The sequence below is a fragment of the Helicobacter sp. 11S03491-1 genome, from assembly GCF_002272835.1.
Classification (GTDB): domain Bacteria; phylum Campylobacterota; class Campylobacteria; order Campylobacterales; family Helicobacteraceae; genus Helicobacter_J.
The window spans coordinates 109,985-129,992 of record NZ_MLAO01000003.1 but is presented as its reverse complement, the minus strand read 5'-3'; the positions used below and the strand labels follow the sequence as shown (position 1 = coordinate 129,992).

Annotated in this window: 20 protein-coding genes; 5 read left to right on the top strand and 15 right to left on the bottom strand. The window is 33.3% G+C overall.

Going from position 1 to position 20,008, the window contains the following annotated elements; all coding sequences use genetic code 11:
* From BKH45_RS02830 to BKH45_RS02820, 3 genes are read right to left on the bottom strand one after another with little or no spacing between them, the layout of a single operon-like run.
* The gene (locus tag BKH45_RS02830; protein ID WP_095273962.1) at positions 1-1,092 is read right to left on the bottom strand and encodes a DUF354 domain-containing protein; all 1,092 of its coding nucleotides are present in this window, start codon (positions 1,090-1,092) and stop codon (positions 1-3) included.
* Complete coding sequence (locus BKH45_RS02825; protein ID WP_095273961.1) at positions 1,089-1,295, bottom strand: hypothetical protein; 207 nt, start codon at positions 1,293-1,295, stop codon at positions 1,089-1,091. Before BKH45_RS02825 ends, BKH45_RS02830 begins: the two co-directional genes overlap by 4 nt.
* On the bottom strand, positions 1,288-2,118 hold the full coding sequence (locus BKH45_RS02820) for a class 1 fructose-bisphosphatase (protein ID WP_095273960.1): 831 nt from the start codon (positions 2,116-2,118) through the stop codon (positions 1,288-1,290). Before BKH45_RS02820 ends, BKH45_RS02825 begins: the two co-directional genes overlap by 8 nt.
* Before the next feature lie 84 nt (positions 2,119-2,202).
* Here BKH45_RS02820 and rpe point away from each other — a divergent pair, with 84 nt between their 5' ends.
* The 3 genes from rpe to BKH45_RS02805 all read left to right on the top strand — a co-directional run bounded on the left by rpe (position 2,203) and on the right by BKH45_RS02805 (position 4,448).
* A complete protein-coding gene (rpe, locus tag BKH45_RS02815; protein ID WP_095273959.1) occupies positions 2,203-2,841 on the top strand; it encodes a ribulose-phosphate 3-epimerase in 639 nt (212 codons plus the stop codon).
* A complete protein-coding gene (locus BKH45_RS02810; RefSeq protein ID WP_095273958.1) occupies positions 2,838-3,587 on the top strand; it encodes a 3'-5' exonuclease in 750 nt (249 codons plus the stop codon). Before rpe ends, BKH45_RS02810 begins: the two co-directional genes overlap by 4 nt.
* 186 nt (positions 3,588-3,773) lie before the next feature.
* Positions 3,774-4,448, top strand: coding sequence for a hypothetical protein (locus tag BKH45_RS02805; protein ID WP_095273957.1), 675 nt, complete (start codon positions 3,774-3,776; stop codon positions 4,446-4,448).
* Positions 4,449-4,760: 312 nt separating this feature from the next.
* Here the strand turns inward: BKH45_RS02805 and BKH45_RS02800 are convergent, their stop codons facing one another.
* The 12 genes from BKH45_RS02800 to hisF form a co-directional block, all read right to left on the bottom strand.
* Positions 4,761-5,900, bottom strand: coding sequence for a glycosyltransferase (locus BKH45_RS02800; RefSeq protein WP_095273956.1), 1,140 nt, complete (start codon positions 5,898-5,900; stop codon positions 4,761-4,763).
* Positions 5,901-5,904: 4 nt separating this feature from the next.
* Positions 5,905-6,882: a methyltransferase domain-containing protein gene (locus BKH45_RS02795; RefSeq protein ID WP_095273955.1), complete on the bottom strand. Its 978-nt coding sequence runs from the start codon at positions 6,880-6,882 to the stop codon at positions 5,905-5,907.
* Positions 6,875-8,947 (bottom strand): hypothetical protein, encoded by a 2,073-nt coding sequence (locus BKH45_RS02790; protein ID WP_095273954.1) that lies wholly within the window; start codon positions 8,945-8,947, stop codon positions 6,875-6,877. The genes BKH45_RS02795 and BKH45_RS02790 overlap by 8 nt, the downstream gene beginning before the upstream one ends.
* Positions 8,947-9,762 carry a rod shape-determining protein MreC gene (mreC, locus tag BKH45_RS02785; protein ID WP_095273953.1) on the bottom strand — a complete coding sequence of 272 codons (816 nt, stop codon included), beginning with the start codon at positions 9,760-9,762 and terminating at the stop codon, positions 8,947-8,949. Before mreC ends, BKH45_RS02790 begins: the two co-directional genes overlap by 1 nt.
* 14 nt (positions 9,763-9,776) lie before the next feature.
* Positions 9,777-10,817, bottom strand: a complete 1,041-nt coding sequence (locus BKH45_RS02780) for a rod shape-determining protein (protein ID WP_095273952.1) — start codon at positions 10,815-10,817, stop codon at positions 9,777-9,779.
* Complete coding sequence (gene clpX, locus BKH45_RS02775) at positions 10,817-12,085, bottom strand: ATP-dependent protease ATP-binding subunit ClpX (RefSeq protein ID WP_095273951.1); 1,269 nt, start codon at positions 12,083-12,085, stop codon at positions 10,817-10,819. Before clpX ends, BKH45_RS02780 begins: the two co-directional genes overlap by 1 nt.
* The gene (gene lpxA, locus BKH45_RS02770) at positions 12,078-12,887 is read right to left on the bottom strand and encodes an acyl-ACP--UDP-N-acetylglucosamine O-acyltransferase (RefSeq protein ID WP_095273950.1); all 810 of its coding nucleotides are present in this window, start codon (positions 12,885-12,887) and stop codon (positions 12,078-12,080) included. Before lpxA ends, clpX begins: the two co-directional genes overlap by 8 nt.
* Positions 12,884-13,345, bottom strand: a complete 462-nt coding sequence (fabZ, locus tag BKH45_RS02765) for a 3-hydroxyacyl-ACP dehydratase FabZ (RefSeq protein WP_095273949.1) — start codon at positions 13,343-13,345, stop codon at positions 12,884-12,886. The genes lpxA and fabZ overlap by 4 nt, the downstream gene beginning before the upstream one ends.
* 51 nt (positions 13,346-13,396) lie before the next feature.
* Entirely contained in the window at positions 13,397-14,548 is a 1,152-nt protein-coding gene (locus BKH45_RS02760) for an epoxyqueuosine reductase QueH (RefSeq protein ID WP_095273948.1), read from the bottom strand.
* Between the two features lie 130 nt (positions 14,549-14,678).
* Positions 14,679-15,767, bottom strand: a complete 1,089-nt coding sequence (rlmN, locus tag BKH45_RS02755) for a 23S rRNA (adenine(2503)-C(2))-methyltransferase RlmN (RefSeq protein ID WP_095273947.1) — start codon at positions 15,765-15,767, stop codon at positions 14,679-14,681.
* Positions 15,768-15,774: 7 nt separating this feature from the next.
* The gene (locus tag BKH45_RS02750; protein WP_095273946.1) at positions 15,775-16,317 is read right to left on the bottom strand and encodes a purine-nucleoside phosphorylase; all 543 of its coding nucleotides are present in this window, start codon (positions 16,315-16,317) and stop codon (positions 15,775-15,777) included.
* A gap of 9 nt (positions 16,318-16,326) precedes the next feature.
* A complete protein-coding gene (gene hisF / locus BKH45_RS02745) occupies positions 16,327-17,097 on the bottom strand; it encodes an imidazole glycerol phosphate synthase subunit HisF (RefSeq protein ID WP_095273945.1) in 771 nt (256 codons plus the stop codon).
* A 106-nt stretch (positions 17,098-17,203) separates the two neighbouring features.
* On the opposite strand from hisF, the gene rsmA reads away from it, so the two are divergent.
* Together rsmA and BKH45_RS02735 are read left to right on the top strand one after the other, a co-directional pair.
* Positions 17,204-18,004 carry an rRNA adenine dimethyltransferase family protein gene (gene rsmA / locus BKH45_RS02740; protein WP_343286789.1) on the top strand — a complete coding sequence of 267 codons (801 nt, stop codon included), beginning with the start codon at positions 17,204-17,206 and terminating at the stop codon, positions 18,002-18,004.
* Complete coding sequence (locus tag BKH45_RS02735; protein ID WP_095273943.1) at positions 17,994-20,003, top strand: ribonuclease J; 2,010 nt, start codon at positions 17,994-17,996, stop codon at positions 20,001-20,003. Before rsmA ends, BKH45_RS02735 begins: the two co-directional genes overlap by 11 nt.
* Positions 20,004-20,008 lie beyond the last annotated feature (5 nt).

The window sequence follows — 20,008 nt, the reverse complement described above, 5'->3', positions numbered from 1 at the left end:
TTAGGTATAAAATCTTTTTGTAATTTCTTTAAAAATTTGATTAAAATCAGCTTTTTGTAACTCAAAAAATTTTTTATAATCACTTCTGGAAATATTTTTACCATTCCATTTTAGAGCAATAATATTTTTAACAGCTTTACATAAACTTAAGGGATCTTTAAAGTGTTCCATCAAAGAATTATCTAATAAATATCTATCATGGAATAAAAATAAGGATCGTGTAGAAATTGTCGGAATACCTAAATAGCAAGCTTCTAGATTCATCGTCCCTCCCCCTCCGATCAATATATCAATAAAGGGATAGAATTGATTTGGAAATAATTTTTCTTCAATGATAAAAACATTTTTCAAATTTCCAAATTCTTTTTTTAAAATATCACTTTCATACCTGGGCATGATGACAATATTTGCATCGATGCAAGTATTTAGTAAATAAATACTTTCATAAATAACAGAAAGTTTTTTATCAACATAATGGGCTTTATATTCTTCTTCGCGGACTAAAATTGTAGGGCGTGTGGTAGGGATGGCATATTTTTCTCTAAAATCTTTAGCAGGTTTTAAATCATTGAGCCACAAGGCAACATCAATAAAATCATAAGAAATAATATTTTTTGATGCTATGCCCAATGAAGTATAGCAAACCTCCGGAACAATAAATGGACGAAAAATAAGTGAGCTTAGCGGAAGAGTCAGTCTTGAAAGCAAAGTGATTTTTTCGAGTGCAAAATAATCGTCTCTCAAAGGAGTATCAGAAAATTGGATAATAGGAATTCCCAGTCCATAGGCAGTTTGAGTGCCATCAACACTTGCCCCGGTGATAAATAATTTTGGTAGTTGTGTTTTTTCAAAAATCTTTAGAAATCCTTCTTGCCTTTGGAGTCTTGAGTGAAATTTACCCAATAGGGTTTCCCCGCCATACCCTCCAACAGGGATATTTTCTATATCAAAAATTTCTAAAAGTTTGGCACATTCATTATAACCTTCACTTTTTCTGGTGGTGATAAGAATTTTATCAAGTTGTTTTAACTTTGGGATTAGAGAGTGAAAAAAAAGTACATATTTAGGATCGATGATGTCTAACCAAATCAAAATTCAAAATCCCCATCTTGAACGCCTTTATTCATGCTTTCATAAACAGATTTGACATAGTCTTTTCTTGTTTTGCACTCTATAATTTTTTCACATTTAAAACAAGATTGAATATTTTTTTGGTTTTGGCAATCTTTTAGAATTTGAATTTTTTCTTCAAGTTTTTTTTCCCAAATGTCTTGAGGATTTTGTATTTCACTCATAAGTTTTTCTCACTTCATTGATTTCCTCAGAAGAGCCAAAAAAGCATGGTGTGCTTTCATGCAAACTTTTTATTTCGAGATCAAGCAATCGAGTTTTCCCATCAATAGCTTCTCCTCCTGCTTTTTCATAAATAAAAGCAAAAGGAAAAACTTCAAAGAGTTTCCTAAGTTTGCCTTGAGGTGCATTTAATGTTGCCGGATAACTAAATAGCCCGCCTCCTTTGATAAGTATTTGGTGTAAATCAGGCACCATACCTCCTGAGTACCGTAATCTATAACCTTTTTCAAAAAGTGAATAAACCAGATTTTTATGAGCGTTGCTCCAGTCTTTTTGTGTGCCCCCAGGAGCATTAATCTTCCCTTTTTGATTGAGTTTGAGAGACTTTTTTTCTTCCCAAAAATCACCATTATAGATAAAATAAGAGAGAATTTTATCTGCAAATACAAGCTCAAGCCTAGGTCCATAAACAACATAAGCAGCCCCTATGATTTTGGCTGCTTCAAAATCCCCCTCATAGATTCCAAATATGCTCCCTACGCTAAGATTTGAATCAATAATTGAAGATCCGTCCAGGGGATCATAAGCTATTAAATAAGAACCATTTTTTTTATAGATAGCCTCAATTTTTTCTTCACTGCAAATACCTCGCACACATTCAAGACCTAGAAGTTTGGTTTCAATGATTTTATCTGCTTTGACATCTATGTCTAGTTGTGTATCCCCGCTTGGATTCACGCCGGCTAAATAATCTGTAGAATTTGTTTTCAATATTTTTTGAATTTCTAGGGCGCATTCTTGAAATATAGGGATAAAATCTCTCATGATTTTTGCTCCAAAATTTTTAATTAAATTATATCTTATTGGTATTTATGATATGCTTTAAAATCTGATTTTAAGAGGTTTTATATGCTGGTTGCTCCAAGTATTTTGTCAGCAGATTTTTTAAATTTAGGCTCTGAAGTGCAAGCTGTTTGCAGGGCAGGATGTGATTATGTCCATATTGATGTTATGGATGGTCATTTTGTGCCCAATTTGACTATTGGACCTTTGGTAGTCCAAAAGGTAGCTCAGATTGCTTCTAAGCCCTTGGATATACATCTTATGGTAGAAAATGTTTCATCTTTTGTAGATATGTTTATCCCGCTAAATCCTGAATTTATTAGCATTCATTTTGAAGAAGAAAAGCACCTCCATCGTATGATTGCTCATATTAGAAATTCTAACATACGTCCTAGTGTGGTTTTGAACCCTCATACAAGCGAAGAGGGACTTAAATATATTCTTGAAGATATTGATATGGTCTTGATAATGAGTGTGAATCCCGGATTTGGAGGGCAGCAATTTATCCCAAATATTTATAAAAAAATTCAAAATATCAAAAATATGATTATTCAGAAAAATCCAAATTGCTTGATCGAAGTTGATGGGGGAGTTAATGATAAAAACATTGCTTTATTAAAACAATCAGGGGTAGATATGGTAGTAGCAGGGAGTTATATATTTGGTAGTGATAATTATGAAAAGGCAATTTTCTCTTTGCGATGAATTATAATCGATTGTATGACAAGCTTAAATTTTCTCCAATACCAAAAGTGGAATTTTTGAATTATATTGCAAACATTATAGGTTTATGCGAGGATTTTAATGTAGAGCTAGAGATACTCAAAGCCTCAGGATTTCCCCTATTAGAAGAAGATAAGGTGATTTCTTTGAGCACCAAGAAGATCCAATGGCAAGAACAAATTTTTTGTTTTGTTGATATTGAAACAACAGGTTCTAAACCCAAAGATTCTTCAATGATTGAAATTGGAGCTTTAAAATATAAATACGGACAAATTATTGATCGTTTTGAAAGCTTTGTGTATGCCAAAGAAGTGCCTGAGAAAATTGTAGAACTTACCGGGATTACGGCTAAAACTATTGAAAATTCTCCTCATGCAAAAGAAGTTCTAAAAAAATTTAGAAGTTTTTTGGGGGATAGTATATTCGTAGCACATAATGTGAATTTTGATTATGAATTTATGAGCTATCATATGAATGAAATTGGGTTAAATTATATTCTAAATCCTAAATTATGCACGATTGATTTGGCACGTAGAACTATTCTCTCCCCTAGATATTCTTTGGCATTTCTCAATGCCTTTTTAGGAATCAATACGCCCATTTCTCATCGTGCCTATGCAGATGCCCTCACAGCCTTAAGGGTTTTTGAAATATCTTTAGAATGTCTGCCCTCATGGGTAAATACCACACAAGATTTGCTTGATTTTTCTAGAGGTAAAAAAAAATAGTTTTTTATTTTATTTCATTAATTGGGATTGGTATTATTAATAATGCCAATCCCAATGTTGGCTTTGTTTGAGATATATTGATAATTTAAAAGATTTGAGAATATAAATATAATTACACTTTTATTGGTTCTTATTTTTCCCATCTCTTTGAATCATGTCAGATTTTTCATAGGATTAGGTAGGGTTATGTCATTATTTATGGAAGAGTTTCAAAAACAACTTTCAAAAAAGGATAAAATTATACAAAAGAGTCAAAATTTTATCTGTGGGGGAGTTTTTTTAAAAAAATATTGGGAAAATGATTTGTTCGCGGCAGCTGTAAAGGCCGGATACAATGTGCAAATAAAAAACATTCATGAGCGCGATTTTGCTAAAAAAAACTTAAAAAAGGCTTTTATTAAGGCAGATGAGAGCTTTAATTCGGAATCTTTGGCTAAAAACCTGTTTGAGTCTTTGATAAAAGAACCTAAAGAGATCATAGGGTTTGGGGTTAAAGGAAAATATAACGAAGCACGAGCATTGAAAATTTTTAGAACAAGAATACCCGAAGCCGGCACCCCCAAGTTATCTCTCCCTAAAATAAAGGGCTATGGGATATATGACAACCGATCCCTCCAAGTTCATCTTAAGGGTAAGGGGATGTGTTTTTTGGGGTATGCTAAACGAAGGAGATTTGGGGTCAGTTTTTCAGATGATATTGATTTTAGAGGTTATGGGGCTTATGGGTTTAAGAGGGAGTTTAAGGGACTGGAGATTGAGAGAGTAGCCCTTGATGGTTTTTATTTACCAAATGTCAAAAAAGGAGTTTTTGATGTTTGGATAAATAGTGCCGAGAAGATTCTGATTTTTGACAGGTTGTAATAAAAAGCAAGAGATGGGGAGTGAGGGGGATGATTTTAAAAATAGGGTTAAGTTGGGGATAAAATAAATCCTTGATTTTTGTATTGGATCTAAAATAAAGCAGATACAGAATTAAAAAAGAGCTTAATTTTAAGCTTAATTTAATTCTAATTTTTGCCATATAAAACAGAAGTGAGCCCCTCACTTCGATTTTAAGTTTCAAATCACTTCAGTTTTATGTGGCAATTTACAGATTAAACATGGGTAATGTTTAAAATTAGATATTTTTTGCATCCCGATAGAGAGAAAGTGCTTTATAGAAGGATATATGGGTTAGTGTAATAATTGTTTGAGGATAGAATCCAGTTTCTTTTGATTGTTTTGCATATGGAGTGTTTTAGCAGCTTTATGCGAGTTTTGTTTATAGTATTTGATGTCGCTTGTTTGTAGGTTGTTGATAGTTGCTGCAATATTTTTGGGTTTGAAATCTTTGGTGATGATACCATTTTTAAAGGTTTTTATAAATGGTATCATTTCAATATTGGGGGTGATGAGAAGACCTAAGCGCGCTTGAATATATTCGAAGAATTTATTTGGAAGGGCATGTTTTAGGTTGAAAGTTGTTGGGGAGAGAGCATAAAGACCTAAATCATAAGTTGCGCTAAAAGGAATGATATCTTCAAAATTTACAGGGGGAATAATGGCAATTTTTTTTCCACGCAATTGTCTTTTTTTGAGTATTTTTTTTAAATATTTTAGATAGTCATCATCTGTATTGATAAGCATCAAATCAAGACAAAATCGATCTTGAAGATCATCAATAATTTTAATCATATTTTCAATTTTTCTATTAGGATTAGCCGCCCCATGATAGATGATTTTGATATGTTTGGGGTCAATGAGGCTTGGAGAGAGAGAATGATATTTTGGGAGGGAATAAAATAGCTCACAATTAACCCCGTAATCTTTTTTATATCTTTCTTGGAGTCCTTTTGATACGGTGATAATAGCATCACATAGGGGAAGATATTGCCTACAAAGATAATCATTGAATGGAGCAAAAAGTAATTTCCATCTAAGGTTGGTGCTATTTTGGGCCGGATAAAATTCTCTGGCATCAAATAATACTTTGGCATTTTTTTTATAAGCCAGTACAATAGGAAGCAAAACAAGATCATGGCAAATAATGATGTCAAAACAATAAGTATTTAATATTTTAACAATTTCTAAACGATTGGGAGTATAAATAAGCTCTTGCCATTTTTTAAAGAATACATTTTTGTAGAGTGCAGATTCTTCAACAAAATTTCGTTTTTTAAAAGCAGGGTAGCTAAAAACTTTTACATTTTCTATAGGGGAGGCTTGAATGCCCATTGCATAGACTTGATATTTGAGTTTTAAAAGTTCAATGACGCGCTGAGGTCTTGGGTTAGTGGCGGGATTAGCAGCGCAAAGAACAAGAATTTTGGGCATTAAATTACCTTTTGAGAGCGTGAAAATAAAATATTTTTGTCCCTTGTTTAAAATGTAATTCAAAAATATCAAGGAATTTTATTAAGTGATTATAGCGATGTTTGATTTGAGTAATATTTTCAAAGATCCTAATATGTCCTTGTGAATAAAAATTTGGTACAGAAGCAATGATATGAGTATGAGATGGGATTTGCCGTAAAATCTCTAAGTCTTTGTTGATATGTTCTAAGACTTCAAATAGACAAATATGAGTGTGAGGTTTTTTAATATTAACACTTGAAAAAATATCTTCTTGTATAAAATATTCTTTCCAATGGGGGGTTTTGTTTTGAGCCATTTTGATGGCTTGGGGGCTAAAGTCAATGCCTATATATTTTGGGATATTTTTTTTGTAGAGCATATTTGCAAATATGCCATTCCCACAGCCTATATCAAGCACATCTACCTGATGAATACCATAGTTTTCTAAAATCTCATAAGCGAACTTCCAGCCCGGATAATAAATATTTTCTTGATAATCTTTAGTATAAATCTCACTTGAGAGATACAAGTTATCATAAAATTTAGAATCTTTATCGGGCTTATGCGCATGTTTGTATGCTTCTTTAAGCAATTTTTGTAAATGATGTAAATAAAAGCTATCCTCTAAGAGATTGTGTATAAAGCTATTTTGAGTTTGAAAATATTTTTTAATGGAATTCTCCAACCAATAAAAAGCATAAAAACATTGTTGATAAATACGTATTTTTGTTTTTGGGATATTTAAAAGAAGTAATTTTTCAATAAATAATTTTTGTAAGGATTTTTTAGCTACACAAATGATAATAATATCACATGTTTTTAATGAGTTTTTATCATGACATATTAAAGAATGGGTAGAAAAATCATCATAAATGCAACAATTACTCATGCCTACATCTTTGCTCAATTTATAAAAATTTTTGCCTATTTGACCAAACCCAAATATACCAATTTTAGGCATGATTTTGAATTGCCCTCAAGAAAGAATGGATGCCTTTGATTTGGAGTATGTGATCATAGATTCTTCTGATGAGCAATCTATTGGCAGATAAATTTTGCTTCTCTTCTTGTGAGATTTTTAAAATATTCAAAGCTTTGTTAAGATAATCATCTCTATCAAAAGCAATGCAAGATATATCTTCTATCCAGATTTTTTTCAAAAAATCTAAAGTAATTTTTTCTTTTTTGCATTCTTCTTGGATGATTTGATTGTTTTGTTCTATCCATTTTTCCAATCTATCTTTGCGTTCTTGCTTATCTTCTTTAGAAAGATTGAGAATAATGCCTCCTTTTGCGTTAAATTCGACTTTGCTTTCGCCTTGTTGCATAGGGAAACTATCCGGCCAAAAATCAATAATATGCCCATATATTCTACTATCTACATAGCCCGGAAAGAAAAATCTATGAATAATATGGGGATCTAGAGAAATAATTTTTTGTTTGATTTCATATACATTTCCATTCCCACAGGCTAAAAAGATAGTATTAGGATTTTTTTGCATGATGGTTATGATGGTCTGAAGATAAGCCAAAGAGTCTATTTTGGTCAATCTGCCTATGACTCCTAAAATAATTTTGTGAGGGGGGTATTTATCTCTTTCTTTATTGATTAGATCTTGGGGCACATAAGGATCGTAAAAATTTTTGTCCATATGGACGCCGATGCCTACAAAATTATAGCCTGCATAGGATACATAAGGGGCATTGCCACAAATATGGGTCATTCTAAGGTCAATTTGAGGTAAATCATAAACAAAATTACCATGACTCCAGAAAATTTGCATAGGGGCTGCTCTTGAAGCAAGAATAAAATCACTGATTCCATACCCGTTATTAGGACTGATAAGTATATCTGTTTTATCAGCTATAATTGCTTCTCGAATACTTAAAGCTTTGGATAAATGAGAATTATAATAGCCTTGTTGGTTGAAAGTATTGATAACATCGATGATTTTAATACCCAAATCTTCATAAGCTTGTTTAATAGCTTTGTCATCATCGCTTTTTTCCAAAAATCCCATGATATAAATTTTGATTTCATAATGTTGTTTGAAGTCTTTATTTTGCATTAAGTTTTTTAAGAAGCTATATTCTACCTTATAAGGAGAATTCTCTACAAGTCTGTCTCTAAGAAAAGCAATTATTTTTTTTGGTTTGGTATGGGGAGTTGGTTGGGGCAGATGAAAGTTAGAAGCAAATTCTTGATAAATACTTGAGGCTTTTTGCGTAATTTTTTCATTGAAGTTTTTCCATTCTTGTTCGGAGGTGAAGCTATTGCCACACATATGATAGATAAAAAATTGCAAATATAATGCTTCATCTATTTTATTAAAATGAGAGCTATCAAGCATTTCATAAAAAACTTTTTCCCACAATGGATAGAGACTTAGCCAATCTCGATGATTAAAAAAATGCTTGATATTCCAAAATACATGAATTTGCCAGTTAAAAATCGAACGTCTGCGCTTTGGATCTTGAAGGAGTATATTTTTTGTATCCAAAGTTTCTCTCATTGCCTCAAGAAACAATTCAAAAGGAATATCAAGCAATCCAAAAGCCTTAAGAATAAAAGAATATGATTTTTGTGCTGCTACAGAATGTATATCTGTTAAAGAAATATTTTTAATATAATCTTTGATGGCTTGGCGCTTATTCCCTGCTAAAATTTTTGCAATACACCCCAGCTCCAAAAGCATAGTGCTTTCTTCCTCACTTATCCCTTGCACAAATAAATTATTATCGGCAATTCGGATAAAAGCGTCAAATCTTGTATCTGTTTGTGAGTCCATAATTGCGTATAAGCAAATATAAAATGAATCAGCAATATCACCTTTTGAAAATATAAAAGCATATGTTTTATCTCTAAAAAGTTTGTTTAATTCTTGGGATTGTATTTTTATAGAAGGTATTTCTATAAGTTTTAAAAGTTCGCTAAGGGCTAAATCGACATGGTTTTTGTGTGTAGCATTTTGCAAAATATTGCAAATATTTGTAATAGAATTTTGAACAAAAACATCATCTTGCATTATTTGGTATCTTTATCAGGGAAGTCAAAATTAGTCTGATATGTTTGTGTATCTACTAGCCACATATATCCCAAACTCACATCTTGGGCATAAGGCGAAACTTCTGCAGTATTATAGCCATAGTTTTGGATAACTCCTGTAATTTTGCCAACACCAATATTGGGTATAAAAACACCATCAAGCCCACTGGTAACAACCTCATCACCAATATTGACCTTTAGCCATGCGGGGATAAAATCTGCAAGGATTTTTTGAGGGTCTGCACTATCGTATCGAATGATGGCAGGGATTTTTTGTTTGCCAATATATACCGCATAACTAGAGCCTTCATCGCCATTTAACAAGCCCATTAAGCGATTATTTTTTATAGCAGCTATTCCAAGTGCATTGCCATTTTGAACAATCCCAAATATTTTGTTTTTTGGATAAGCAGAAATATTAAGATCGAGCCAAATGCGATTATAATCTCCAACATCAACATATGAAAAAGCTTTTGTAGGTATAAAATTTGGACTTTGAAAGGATATTTTTTGAGTGCCAAAATGAGATAATTGATTTACCTGTGCTTGTAGATTTTTTACTTCTAATTCAAGTTTTGAATATTTTTTGAGTTTTTCTTGATACTCTTCAATATTTTGGGCTTGATTGAGATATTTGGCATAAGAGAGTTTGATATCTTCTTGAGTATTAAAAACCCAAAACTTTATTTTGTCTGTGAATGACAGGGTCTCCAAGCGTAAAAAATGGCTTGAATCAAAAATAATAAATATCAAAGCCACCAAAATAACGATGAAAGAAAGTGGCTTATATCTCATTATTTAGCCAATCATCAATCATGAGCACCTATATGGTGTAATAAATCAAGTTCTTCAATTGCCTTTCCGGTGCCTTTGGCAACTGCAAGAAGGGGTTCATTCCCTACATATACAGGAAGCTTGACAATATCTGAAAGATATTTATCCAATCCTCGAATCAAGGCTCCCCCACCTGTCAAGACAATGCCATTTTCTACAATATCCCCTGCTAAATCCGGAGGGACAGATTCCAGGACACTTTTGAGAGCATTGCTAATTTCTCTAAGTTGGTCTTTGATGGCATCGCGAATATCTTCACTTGTGAGTTCGACGGTATTGAGAAGACCACTTACTTGATCTCTTCCTTTGACTTGCATAGACAAAGGAGTTTCAAGCGGTGATGCTGATCCAATTTGTATTTTTATTTCTTCTCCGGTGCGTTCCCCTATCAAAAGGTTGTATTTTTTGCGGATATAATCAACAATAGCATTATCCAGTTTGTCTCCTGCAACTCGTATAGATTTGCTAATAACCAGTCCACCAAGAGAGATGACACCAATTTCTGTCGTACCTCCTCCAATATCAACAATGAGACTCCCTTGTGGTTCTCTGATAGGAAGACCTGCGCCTATGGCTGCAGCCATAGGTTCTTCTATCAAAAAAACCTCTCTAGCCCCTGCACTCATGGCAGATTCTTTAACTGCTTTTCTCTCTACACCTGTTAATCCATAAGGCACACATACCATGATTCGAGGTCTGATAAGGGATTTTCTTTTGTGAGCTTTTTCGATGAAATAACGAATCATTTTCTCAGTTACATCAAAATCTGCAATGACTCCATCTTTCATAGGTCTGATAGCTTGAATTCCCCCTGGGGTCTTGCCTATCATTTCTTTTGCTTCATGCCCTACTGCAAGGATTGTACCATCTCTATCATATTTGTTTGTCTTGACTGCCACAATAGAGGGTTCATTGATGATGATCCCTTGTCCTTTTAACAATACGATTGTATTTGCAGTGCCTAAATCAATGGCTATATCATGGGAGAATAGCCCTATTATTTTGTCTAGTATCATTATGCTCCTTTGTCTCTTTGGGAGATTTTTTTCTTTTTGATCAGAAGGGGTTTGCTTGTTTTTGTAACACAATCTTTTGTTATGATGACTTCATAGCCTTTTAATTCGGGCAAATCAAACATAATATCTGTTCCAAATTCTTCAACAATTGCCCTCAATCCTCTTGCCCCTGTTTTTCTGGCGATTGCAAGTTCAGCGATTTTCTCAATCGCATCTTTTTGAAATACCAATTCCGCGCCATCCATTTTGAATAATTTTTGGTATTGTTTGATGAGAGAATTTCTGGGTTTGGTCAAAATCTCAATCATTGCATCTTTTGTGATCCCTTTTAATGTGGTAATAACATGCAATCTTCCAATAAGTTCGGGAATGAGTCCATAACTTACCAAATCATCAGGTTCAACAAGACTCAAAACATCCTCTTGTTCTACTTTGGTTTTTTTCTCTTCGCCAAATCCTAAAACATTGCTGGTGCAACGTCTTTTGATAATTTCGTTTAAGCCATCAAATGCTCCCCCACAGATAAATAAAATATTATTAGTATCTATTTGAATGAATTCCTGATTGGGGTGTTTTCTCCCTCCTTTTGGAGGAATATTGACAAGGCTGCCCTCAATAATTTTAAGCAATGCTTGTTGTACGCCTTCGCCAGAAACATCTCTTGTAATGGAACGATTTTCAGATAATCTGGATATTTTATCAATTTCATCAATGAAGACAATGCCTTTTTGCGCTTTTTGGACATCTCCATCGGCTGCTTGAAGCAATCGTGTGAGAATATTTTCAACATCTTCACCCACATAGCCCGCTTCTGTTAGACTCGTAGCATCACAAATTGCAATGGGAATATCTAAGAATTTTGCTAATGTTTGGGCCATGAGTGTTTTGCCACTTCCGGTAGGACCTATGAGTAAAATATTTGATTTTGATATTTCAACATCGGGATCATTATGAATATCTTGATTTTTACTTAGTATTCTTTTGTAATGATTATAGACAGCTACAGAAAAAACTTTTTTTGCTTCTTCTTGCCCGATAACATATTCATCCAGGACTTTTTTAAGATGTTTTGGCGAAGGAATTTCTTCAAGATTAAGATTTGTTGTTGGTTGGAGTTCTACTTCTCCTCTAAAAACCTTGTAAAAATAGTTGGCGCATCTTTGACAAATAGCTGCTTCTACGCCACTTATATCCGGATTGGACAATAAAACAGGAAATTCTTCTGATTCCGGATTGCCACAAAAACTACAGCGTTTTTCTTTAATCATTTAATCCACCTTTTTTGATCGGAATGCCGCGTTGTGATTGTAGTATAAAATTACATATTTTTAATACATATTCATTGTTTGGATTTTTTTGGATTTCATTTTGGGCTAATTCTTTAAGGGGTGCTTCTGAGGAGAAAAGTCTTTTATAAAGTTGTGCGATGAAATCAATATCTTCATGGGAAAACAATTTTCTCATTCTGTGCTTATTGAGACCGCGAATAACAGCTCTGTTGCCTTCAGCCATACAAAAAGGCGGGATATCTTGAGTGAGTGCAGAAGCTCCGGCTATCATTGCGCCATCTCCAACATGAACAAATTGATGGATGGGTGTCATGCCTCCAACATTGACATAATTTCCCATTTCAACATGTCCCCCTAAGGTTGCATTATTTGCAAGTATGCAATGATTTCCAATAATACAATCATGGGCAACATGGACAAAAGCCATTAAAAGATTTTGATTTCCAATGATAGTTTTGCCAATACCTCCTGCTGTGCCGGGGTTGATCATGCAGTGCTCACGAATAATATTTTCTTCACCGACAATAAGCGCTACTTTTTCTCCTGCATATTTCAAATCTTGAGGGATTGTGCCTAATACTGCATAAGGGAAAATAGTGCTTTTTTTGCCTATTTTTGTATCCCCCAAAATAGTAACATTGTTGTAAATCTTACAGTCATTTTCTATTTCTACTCCCTCACCAATGACACAAAAATCTCCAATATGAACATTTTTACCAATTCTAGCTCCTTCTTTGATGATAGCTGTTTGGGCTATCGTTGTTGTATTTTGTTCTGTCATGGCATTTCCTTATCTCTATCTGTAACCATAGCTTTTATTTCTGCTTGGGCAACAATTTTTTCTTCAACCAATGCTTTGCCTTCCAGTTGCCATACAGTCCCTTTATGTTTGAGAACATTGATTTGATATTCTAAACGATCGCCGGGCACAACAGGTATGCGAAATTTGACTTTATCAATGGTCATAAAATAAACAATTTTTTCTTCAGCAACGCTAAGATCGTCTCCCCAAGTGCTAACAAAAGCTAAGATACCTCCTGCTTGGGCCATACCCTCTACGATCATTACACCCGGATAAATAGGCTGTTTTGGAAAATGTCCCAAAAATAATTCTTCATTGATAGTGATATTCTTATATGCTCTGATACTTTTTTGGGCTTCTAAATCAACAACTCTATCAACTAAAAGCATAGGGTAACGATGTGGGAGTATTTTTTTGATTATATTTATATCCATCATTTTAAACCTTTATAATATTGCTTGATATGATTTTAGCAAAATATTTTTTAATTACAAATTTTGTATGACTCTAAAAATAGCTTCTTCTTGAAAAATACATTGAATGTTGATACGAACACTTTCTACAAACATCTCATCAACAATAATAATAGGATTGATACTGTCATCCCCGCATAAAATATTCCTAAAAAATATTTCATCATTATATTTTGGAGGATGGTAGATTATTTCTTTGATTGTCTGATAAGATGTTTGTAGTAATAAATTAAAAAGTTTTAGATGCACAAAAATTGTATCATCTTTTTTGGCATAGCCAATAAAATAACTTTTTTTATAATATTCTTGTATTTTATCTTGCAGAGAATAAAAAGCCGGAATATTTTCAAAAAGATTAGGTTTTATCCATATAATAGGTCCTGTACGCACATCCTTCTTATTTTGTGATTTTGCTATCACATAACTGGGTATATATTGCTCTCCTCTTTGGACTTTTGCATTTAGTAATCTCCAAAGAATATACTTTCTTTGTGTTAAAATATATTCTTTGGCATATTTTTCTAAATCGTTGCGCCGATCAAAAACTTGTTGTCTTTCCTCAATGCTCCCCGGAAGTATTTGTGAACCAATATGACTGATCATTTCTAGTGAAAATCTATTTTGTTTATTTCTTTGTTGTTCTAGGGCAAATTTGCATCCACAATAATTTTGCCTATAAAGATTATCGGCTTTAGCAAGTTCATTTTGTCTTTGAGTGCCCCCATTAGCACGCACATTAATTTTTATAAACTCCAGATCATTGTTTTTGGCAATAACATCTCCTTGTGCATAGAGTTTCTCTTGCTCCTTCATGGGGCTTGAAAGTAAAGTGGTGGTGAATTTTTTTTCATCAAGAGTTTTGGCAATCAAAGCGCTTTTAGCAAGTCTAATATCGAAACAATGAGTGCATCTTTCGCCTTTTTCGGGTTCATATTCAAACCCTTTGGTATTTTCAAACCAGTTTTCAGTATCGTATTCTCCTTCTATGAGTTGGATACCAAGCATATTGCAGCTTCTTTTGACATCTGATAATCTTAAATTATATTCACTTTTTGGATGGATATTAGGATTATAAAAATAGCCTATGAATTTTTCATTGGGATAAATTTTTTGTAATTCGCTTAAAAAATAATGACTATCTACAGAACAACAAATATGTACAAGCATTTTTAATCCTTATTTTTAAATACAACCAAAAGATAGAAACCTATTCCGATGATAAATACTAGAATTAAAAATATCAATAAGCTAAAATCTAAAAAATCCATAATTGACATTCCTTATTATTGAGATTGTTTCATGTGAAACATTTTAATTTTAGTGAATCTTCAAGCTCTTTTTCTCTTAATTGCCCGCAAGCAGCACTAATATCAATCCCTTTTGATTCTCTGATAGTGCATAGAAGTCCTTTGTTGATCAGGTAATCAGCAAAAGTTTTTACGCGCTTAAGATCAGGTCTTTGAAATTCTGAGCCTTCATGGGGATTGAATAAAATCAGATTGACTTTTGCCTTAATTCCATCAAGTAATTTAAGAAGTTTTTTTGCGCTTTCAATATCATCATTAATATCTTTGATAACAAGATATTCAAACATAATTTTTTTACGTTCATCTACAGGAAATGTCTTCACTGCATGGATGACACTTTGAATATTGTAGGCTTTATTCATCGGGATAAGTTTACTGCGAAGATTGTCATCTACGGCATGAAGAGAGATTGCCAATTGTACCCCCAGATTCATTGCCCCTAATTTTATAATTTTTGGAGCAATGCCACTGGTTGATAATGTTTGTCTTCTTGCGGATATAGACAATCCATCGAGTTCGCTTAAGATTTTGATAGCATGAGTTACATTTTGTATATTGTCTAGTGGTTCGCCCATTCCCATATAAACAATATTAACCCTTTTTTCCGGAGGTATCCGGTTGTCTTTTTTGAGCCAAACCACTTGTTCTACAATTTCACCACTGCTTAAATTCCTTACAAATCCTCCTTTTGCAGTATAGCAAAAAACACAACCAACCTTGCAGCCTATTTGACTTGAGAGGCAAAATGTCCATTTTTCACTTTCTATAATTTTGCCTGCAGTATTTCTTTTTTTATCTCTCATTTTGATAAAGACACTTTCAAAACTGAGTCCGTCATTTGTTCTGAAAAGATATTTTTTACTCCCATCTTTGCTTGTTTGGATACGAATGGTTTCTAGATTTTTGATTTGATATTCTTTGCTGAGATTTTCACGCATTTCTTTAGGAAGATTTTCCATTTTGAAAAAATCATTTTCATAACGGATATAAAGCCAATGATAGATTTGCTTAGCGCGAAAATGTGGTTTTATGGATTCTTTAAGCTCATCTAAAGTGTAATCATAAATATTTTTTTTCATTATTGCCTCATAGTGTGTAGTTTTCTCTAATAAATTTTTCAAGTTTTATTTTGGCTTTTTGATGATTTTTTAGAAAATCTTCATGTGCATTTGCATCGCAATAATTTGTAACACAAAAAATACCATAACATTCTATATCAAACATTTGTGCTGTTTTCAAAATAGAAAAGAATTCCATATTTTCAAGAAAAATCCCTGCTTGAACCATTTTATTTGAAAATTCCATATCGGTATGGATGTAATTACTTGAATTGACGGCAATATTTGTTTCACGTGAAACTTTTTGAGTGGCTATTTCAATTTGATTATCAATAGCGCTATAAGAGTTTTGTTGGACATAACTCATTTCAATTTGTGTAGCTTTTGTGCTTCGATAAATTTCAAAAGGCTTAATTTTGTAAGTGTATGCACCTGCTGTGCCTACAAAAATAAGATGATTTACACATTCATAAGAACAAATTTTACTTAAATTGATAGCGCTTTCAATCAAACCAATGCCAATAGGTTTGGCAAAGCTAAAATTTTCAATGTTTCCTGCACAAATAAACATCTATGATCCCTAGAGTCTTATTGGAATGTGATGTCTGTGGAGATAATTTTTAAGATCGCCAATTGAGATGCTCTCAAAGTGAAAAATACTTGCCGCAAGTGCAGCATCTGCAATTTCAAGTTTAAAAATTTCTAAAATATGTTTCTTTTGACCTGCACCACCGCTAGCGATAATAGGGATATCCGTAAGCAAGTTAATTGTTTGAAGGGCATTTGTATCATAGCCGGATTGAGTTCCGTCTGTATCCATGCTTGTCAAAAGAATCTCTCCTGCCCCTCTATCATAAACTTCTTTTACCCATTCACACATATCTTTATGTGTATTTTCTCTTCCTCCTTGCACATATACTTCCCATTTATTGGGTTTTTGAGGATGCTTTTTGATATCAATAGCAACCACAATGCATTGTGTGCCAAATTTTTTTGCTCCATCAGTAATTAAATTAGGATTTTTAACCGCAGCACTATTGAGGCTAATTTTATCAGCCCCTGCACACAGAAGTTGAGAAATATCTTGAAGATTTTTTATCCCTCCCCCTACTGTTAGTGGGATAAAAGTTACTTTGGCTACAGAAGTTACAACATCTATCATTGTGTTCCGATTTTGGTGCGTTGCGCTGATATCCAGCAAGACAAGTTCATCAGCTCCCCCATCGTTATACTTTTTTGCCATTTCAGATGGACTCCCCATATCTTTGAGTCCAACAAAATTAACACCTTTTACAACTTTGCCATTATCAATGTCTAAGCAAGGAATGATACGTTTTGCGAAGTTACTCATTATTATCTCCAAAATTATGGTAATTATTATAGTATTTCCTACCTTAACTTCACTATTTACAAATAACAAAAAAATGGATAGAATTTGAGTAAAATTTAGGAGATAAATTATCCGACACAAAGCCAAAAAGAAATTCGGACAGAATTTTTTAAAGGATTCTGTGTATATACATAAAATTGTCCAATCCATTCCCAAAGTATTTTGTGGTGAGAAACTTATAGAAATTGGGGTTGGCTTGGGTGATTTAACAGACGAGTTGCTTAAATTTTATCAATTAAAAGCTTATGAAGTTGATAAGGATTTGTGTTCTTTTCTTGTGCAAAAATACAGCAGTTTGATAGATTCGGGGAGATTGATGCTTGTTCCCCAAGATGTGCTAGAGTTGTCTAATACCCATGGGTGGTTGGATAATCAAGATTATGTTTTGATTTCTAATTTGCCTTATTATATTGCTTCTAATATATTGTTGCGAGTGTTGCGAGATTCTAAATGTAGGGGTTTTGTAGTGATGACTCAAAAAGAAGTTGCTCAAAAATTTTGTGCTCAAAGTGGGGATAGCAATTTTTGTGCTTTGAGTGTGATAACCCAAACTCTTGGAGCAGCCCAAATATTGTTTGATGTCCCACAAGAAGCATTTAATCCCATCCCTAAAGTAATCTCATCGGTATTTAGAATGAGAAAAAACCGGGATTTGCTGGAAAATAATTTTGAAGAAATGCTCAAAATTGCTTTTTGTTCTCCTAGAAAGAAGTTGATAAACAACCTTTCAAGCAGATACAATAAGCAAATTTTAGAGGATTTATTTGAAAAACTTTGCATTAAAATGAATGTAAGAGCACATGAAATATCAACGCCAACTTATCACCAAATATTCAATAATTTAAAGGTAGAAAACTATGGAAAATAATGATAACAATACTAATCAGACTTCAAGCCCCTCAAATGGAGAAGGACAAAAAAGAAGATTTTTTAAGCCAAGATTTAAAAAACCTCAACAAGAAAGCAATGAAACACCAACGCAAAATCAATATCAAAAACCTAGAAAATGGGTAGGAAAAAATAAAAATGTCAGCACCAATCCTTCACAAAATGCAACTCAAGATTCTAAAGATGGTGTTCGTGATATTCAAAGTGTGAATGAAAAGGGAAATTTGGGATTTCATAAAGATCTCAAGAAAGGAGTAGAAGCCAATACTCGTATTCAAAAAAATAGTCTCAATCCTCATTATAAACTCAATCTTAACACTAAAGCCAAGGTTCGTATTACGCCTTTGGGGGGGTTGGGTGAAATAGGTGGGAATATGATGATTATGGAAACAGAAGAATCCGCGATTATCATAGATGTCGGAATGAGTTTTCCTGAAGAAAATATGCATGGTGTAGATATTTTAGTCCCGGATTTTAGCTATTTGCATGTTATCAAGGACAAGATTGCAGGGGTTGTCATCACACATGCACACGAAGACCATATTGGGGCGGTGCCTTATTTGTATAAACAAATGCAATTTCCTTTATATGGTACTCCTTTAGCATTAGGAATGATAGGAAATAAATTTGATGAACATGGATTAAAAAAGTTTCGTTCATTTTTTAAAATAGTAGAAAAGCGTCACCCTATCAAAATAGGAGATTTTGAAATAGAATGGATACATATTACCCATTCTATCATCGATGCCTCTGCATTGGCAATCAGGACAGAAGCAGGTATTATTATCCATACCGGAGATTTTAAAATCGATCATACCCCTATTGATAATTTACCTACTGATTTGCATCGTTTAGCTCATTATGGTGAAGAGGGAGTTATGTTGCTTTTAAGTGATTCTACAAACTCCCATAAATTAGGAGTTACTGCAAGTGAAGCAAGCGTGGGTCCTACTTTTGATACGCTATTTAAAACCGCAGAGGGAAGAGTGATTATGAGTACATTTTCTTCTAATATTCATCGTGTGTATCAGGCTATTACCTATGGGATTAAATATAATAGAAAAGTAGCTGTCATTGGACGATCGATGGAAAAAAATCTTGATATTGCAAGGGAATTGGGCTATATTGATTTACCTCATAATATTTTTATTGAAGCACATGAGGTCATGAAATATCCTGATGAGGAAATTTTGATTGTAACTACAGGTAGTCAAGGAGAAACAATGAGTGCACTGTATCGAATGGCGACAGATGAACACAGGCATATTAAAATCAAACCTACAGATATGATTATTATTTCTGCTAAGGCTATTCCCGGTAATGAAGGATCGGTTTCTAAGGTGCTTAATTTTTTAATGAAAGCAGGCGCAAAAGTTGCCTACCAGGATTTTAGTGAGATTCATGTGAGTGGGCATGCAGCTCAAGAAGAGCAAAAACTTATGCTGCGTTTGATCAAGCCAAAATTTTTCCTCCCTGTTCATGGAGAATATAATCATGTTGCTAAACATAGAGATACTGCCATTAAGTGTGGGGTATTGGAAAAAAATATTTATTTGATGGAGGATGGCGATCAAATTGAAGTTAATCCAAGCTATATCCGCAAAGTACGCACTATAAAAAGCGGTAAAACCTATATTGACAATCAAATCAATAGACAGATTGATAATAATGTGGTTTTAGATAGACAGGCTTTGGCAGATTGCGGGATTGCTATGTTGATGATATTTGTTTCTGCCGGAGAACAAAAGATTCTTAAAAATACTAAAATAACTACACTGGGAATTGTAAGCCCTAAGGAAGAAAAAGAACTTTCAAAAGAAATCGAAAATGCCTTAGAAATGTATATAAAAACAGTCAAAAAAGAAGTTTTAGAGAATCAAAGAACTTTAGAGAATGAAATAAGGAATATTGCACGAAAAATTTTATTTAAAAGATTAAAAAAATATCCTGCTATTGTAACAAACGTATTTTTATCTTAGGAGTT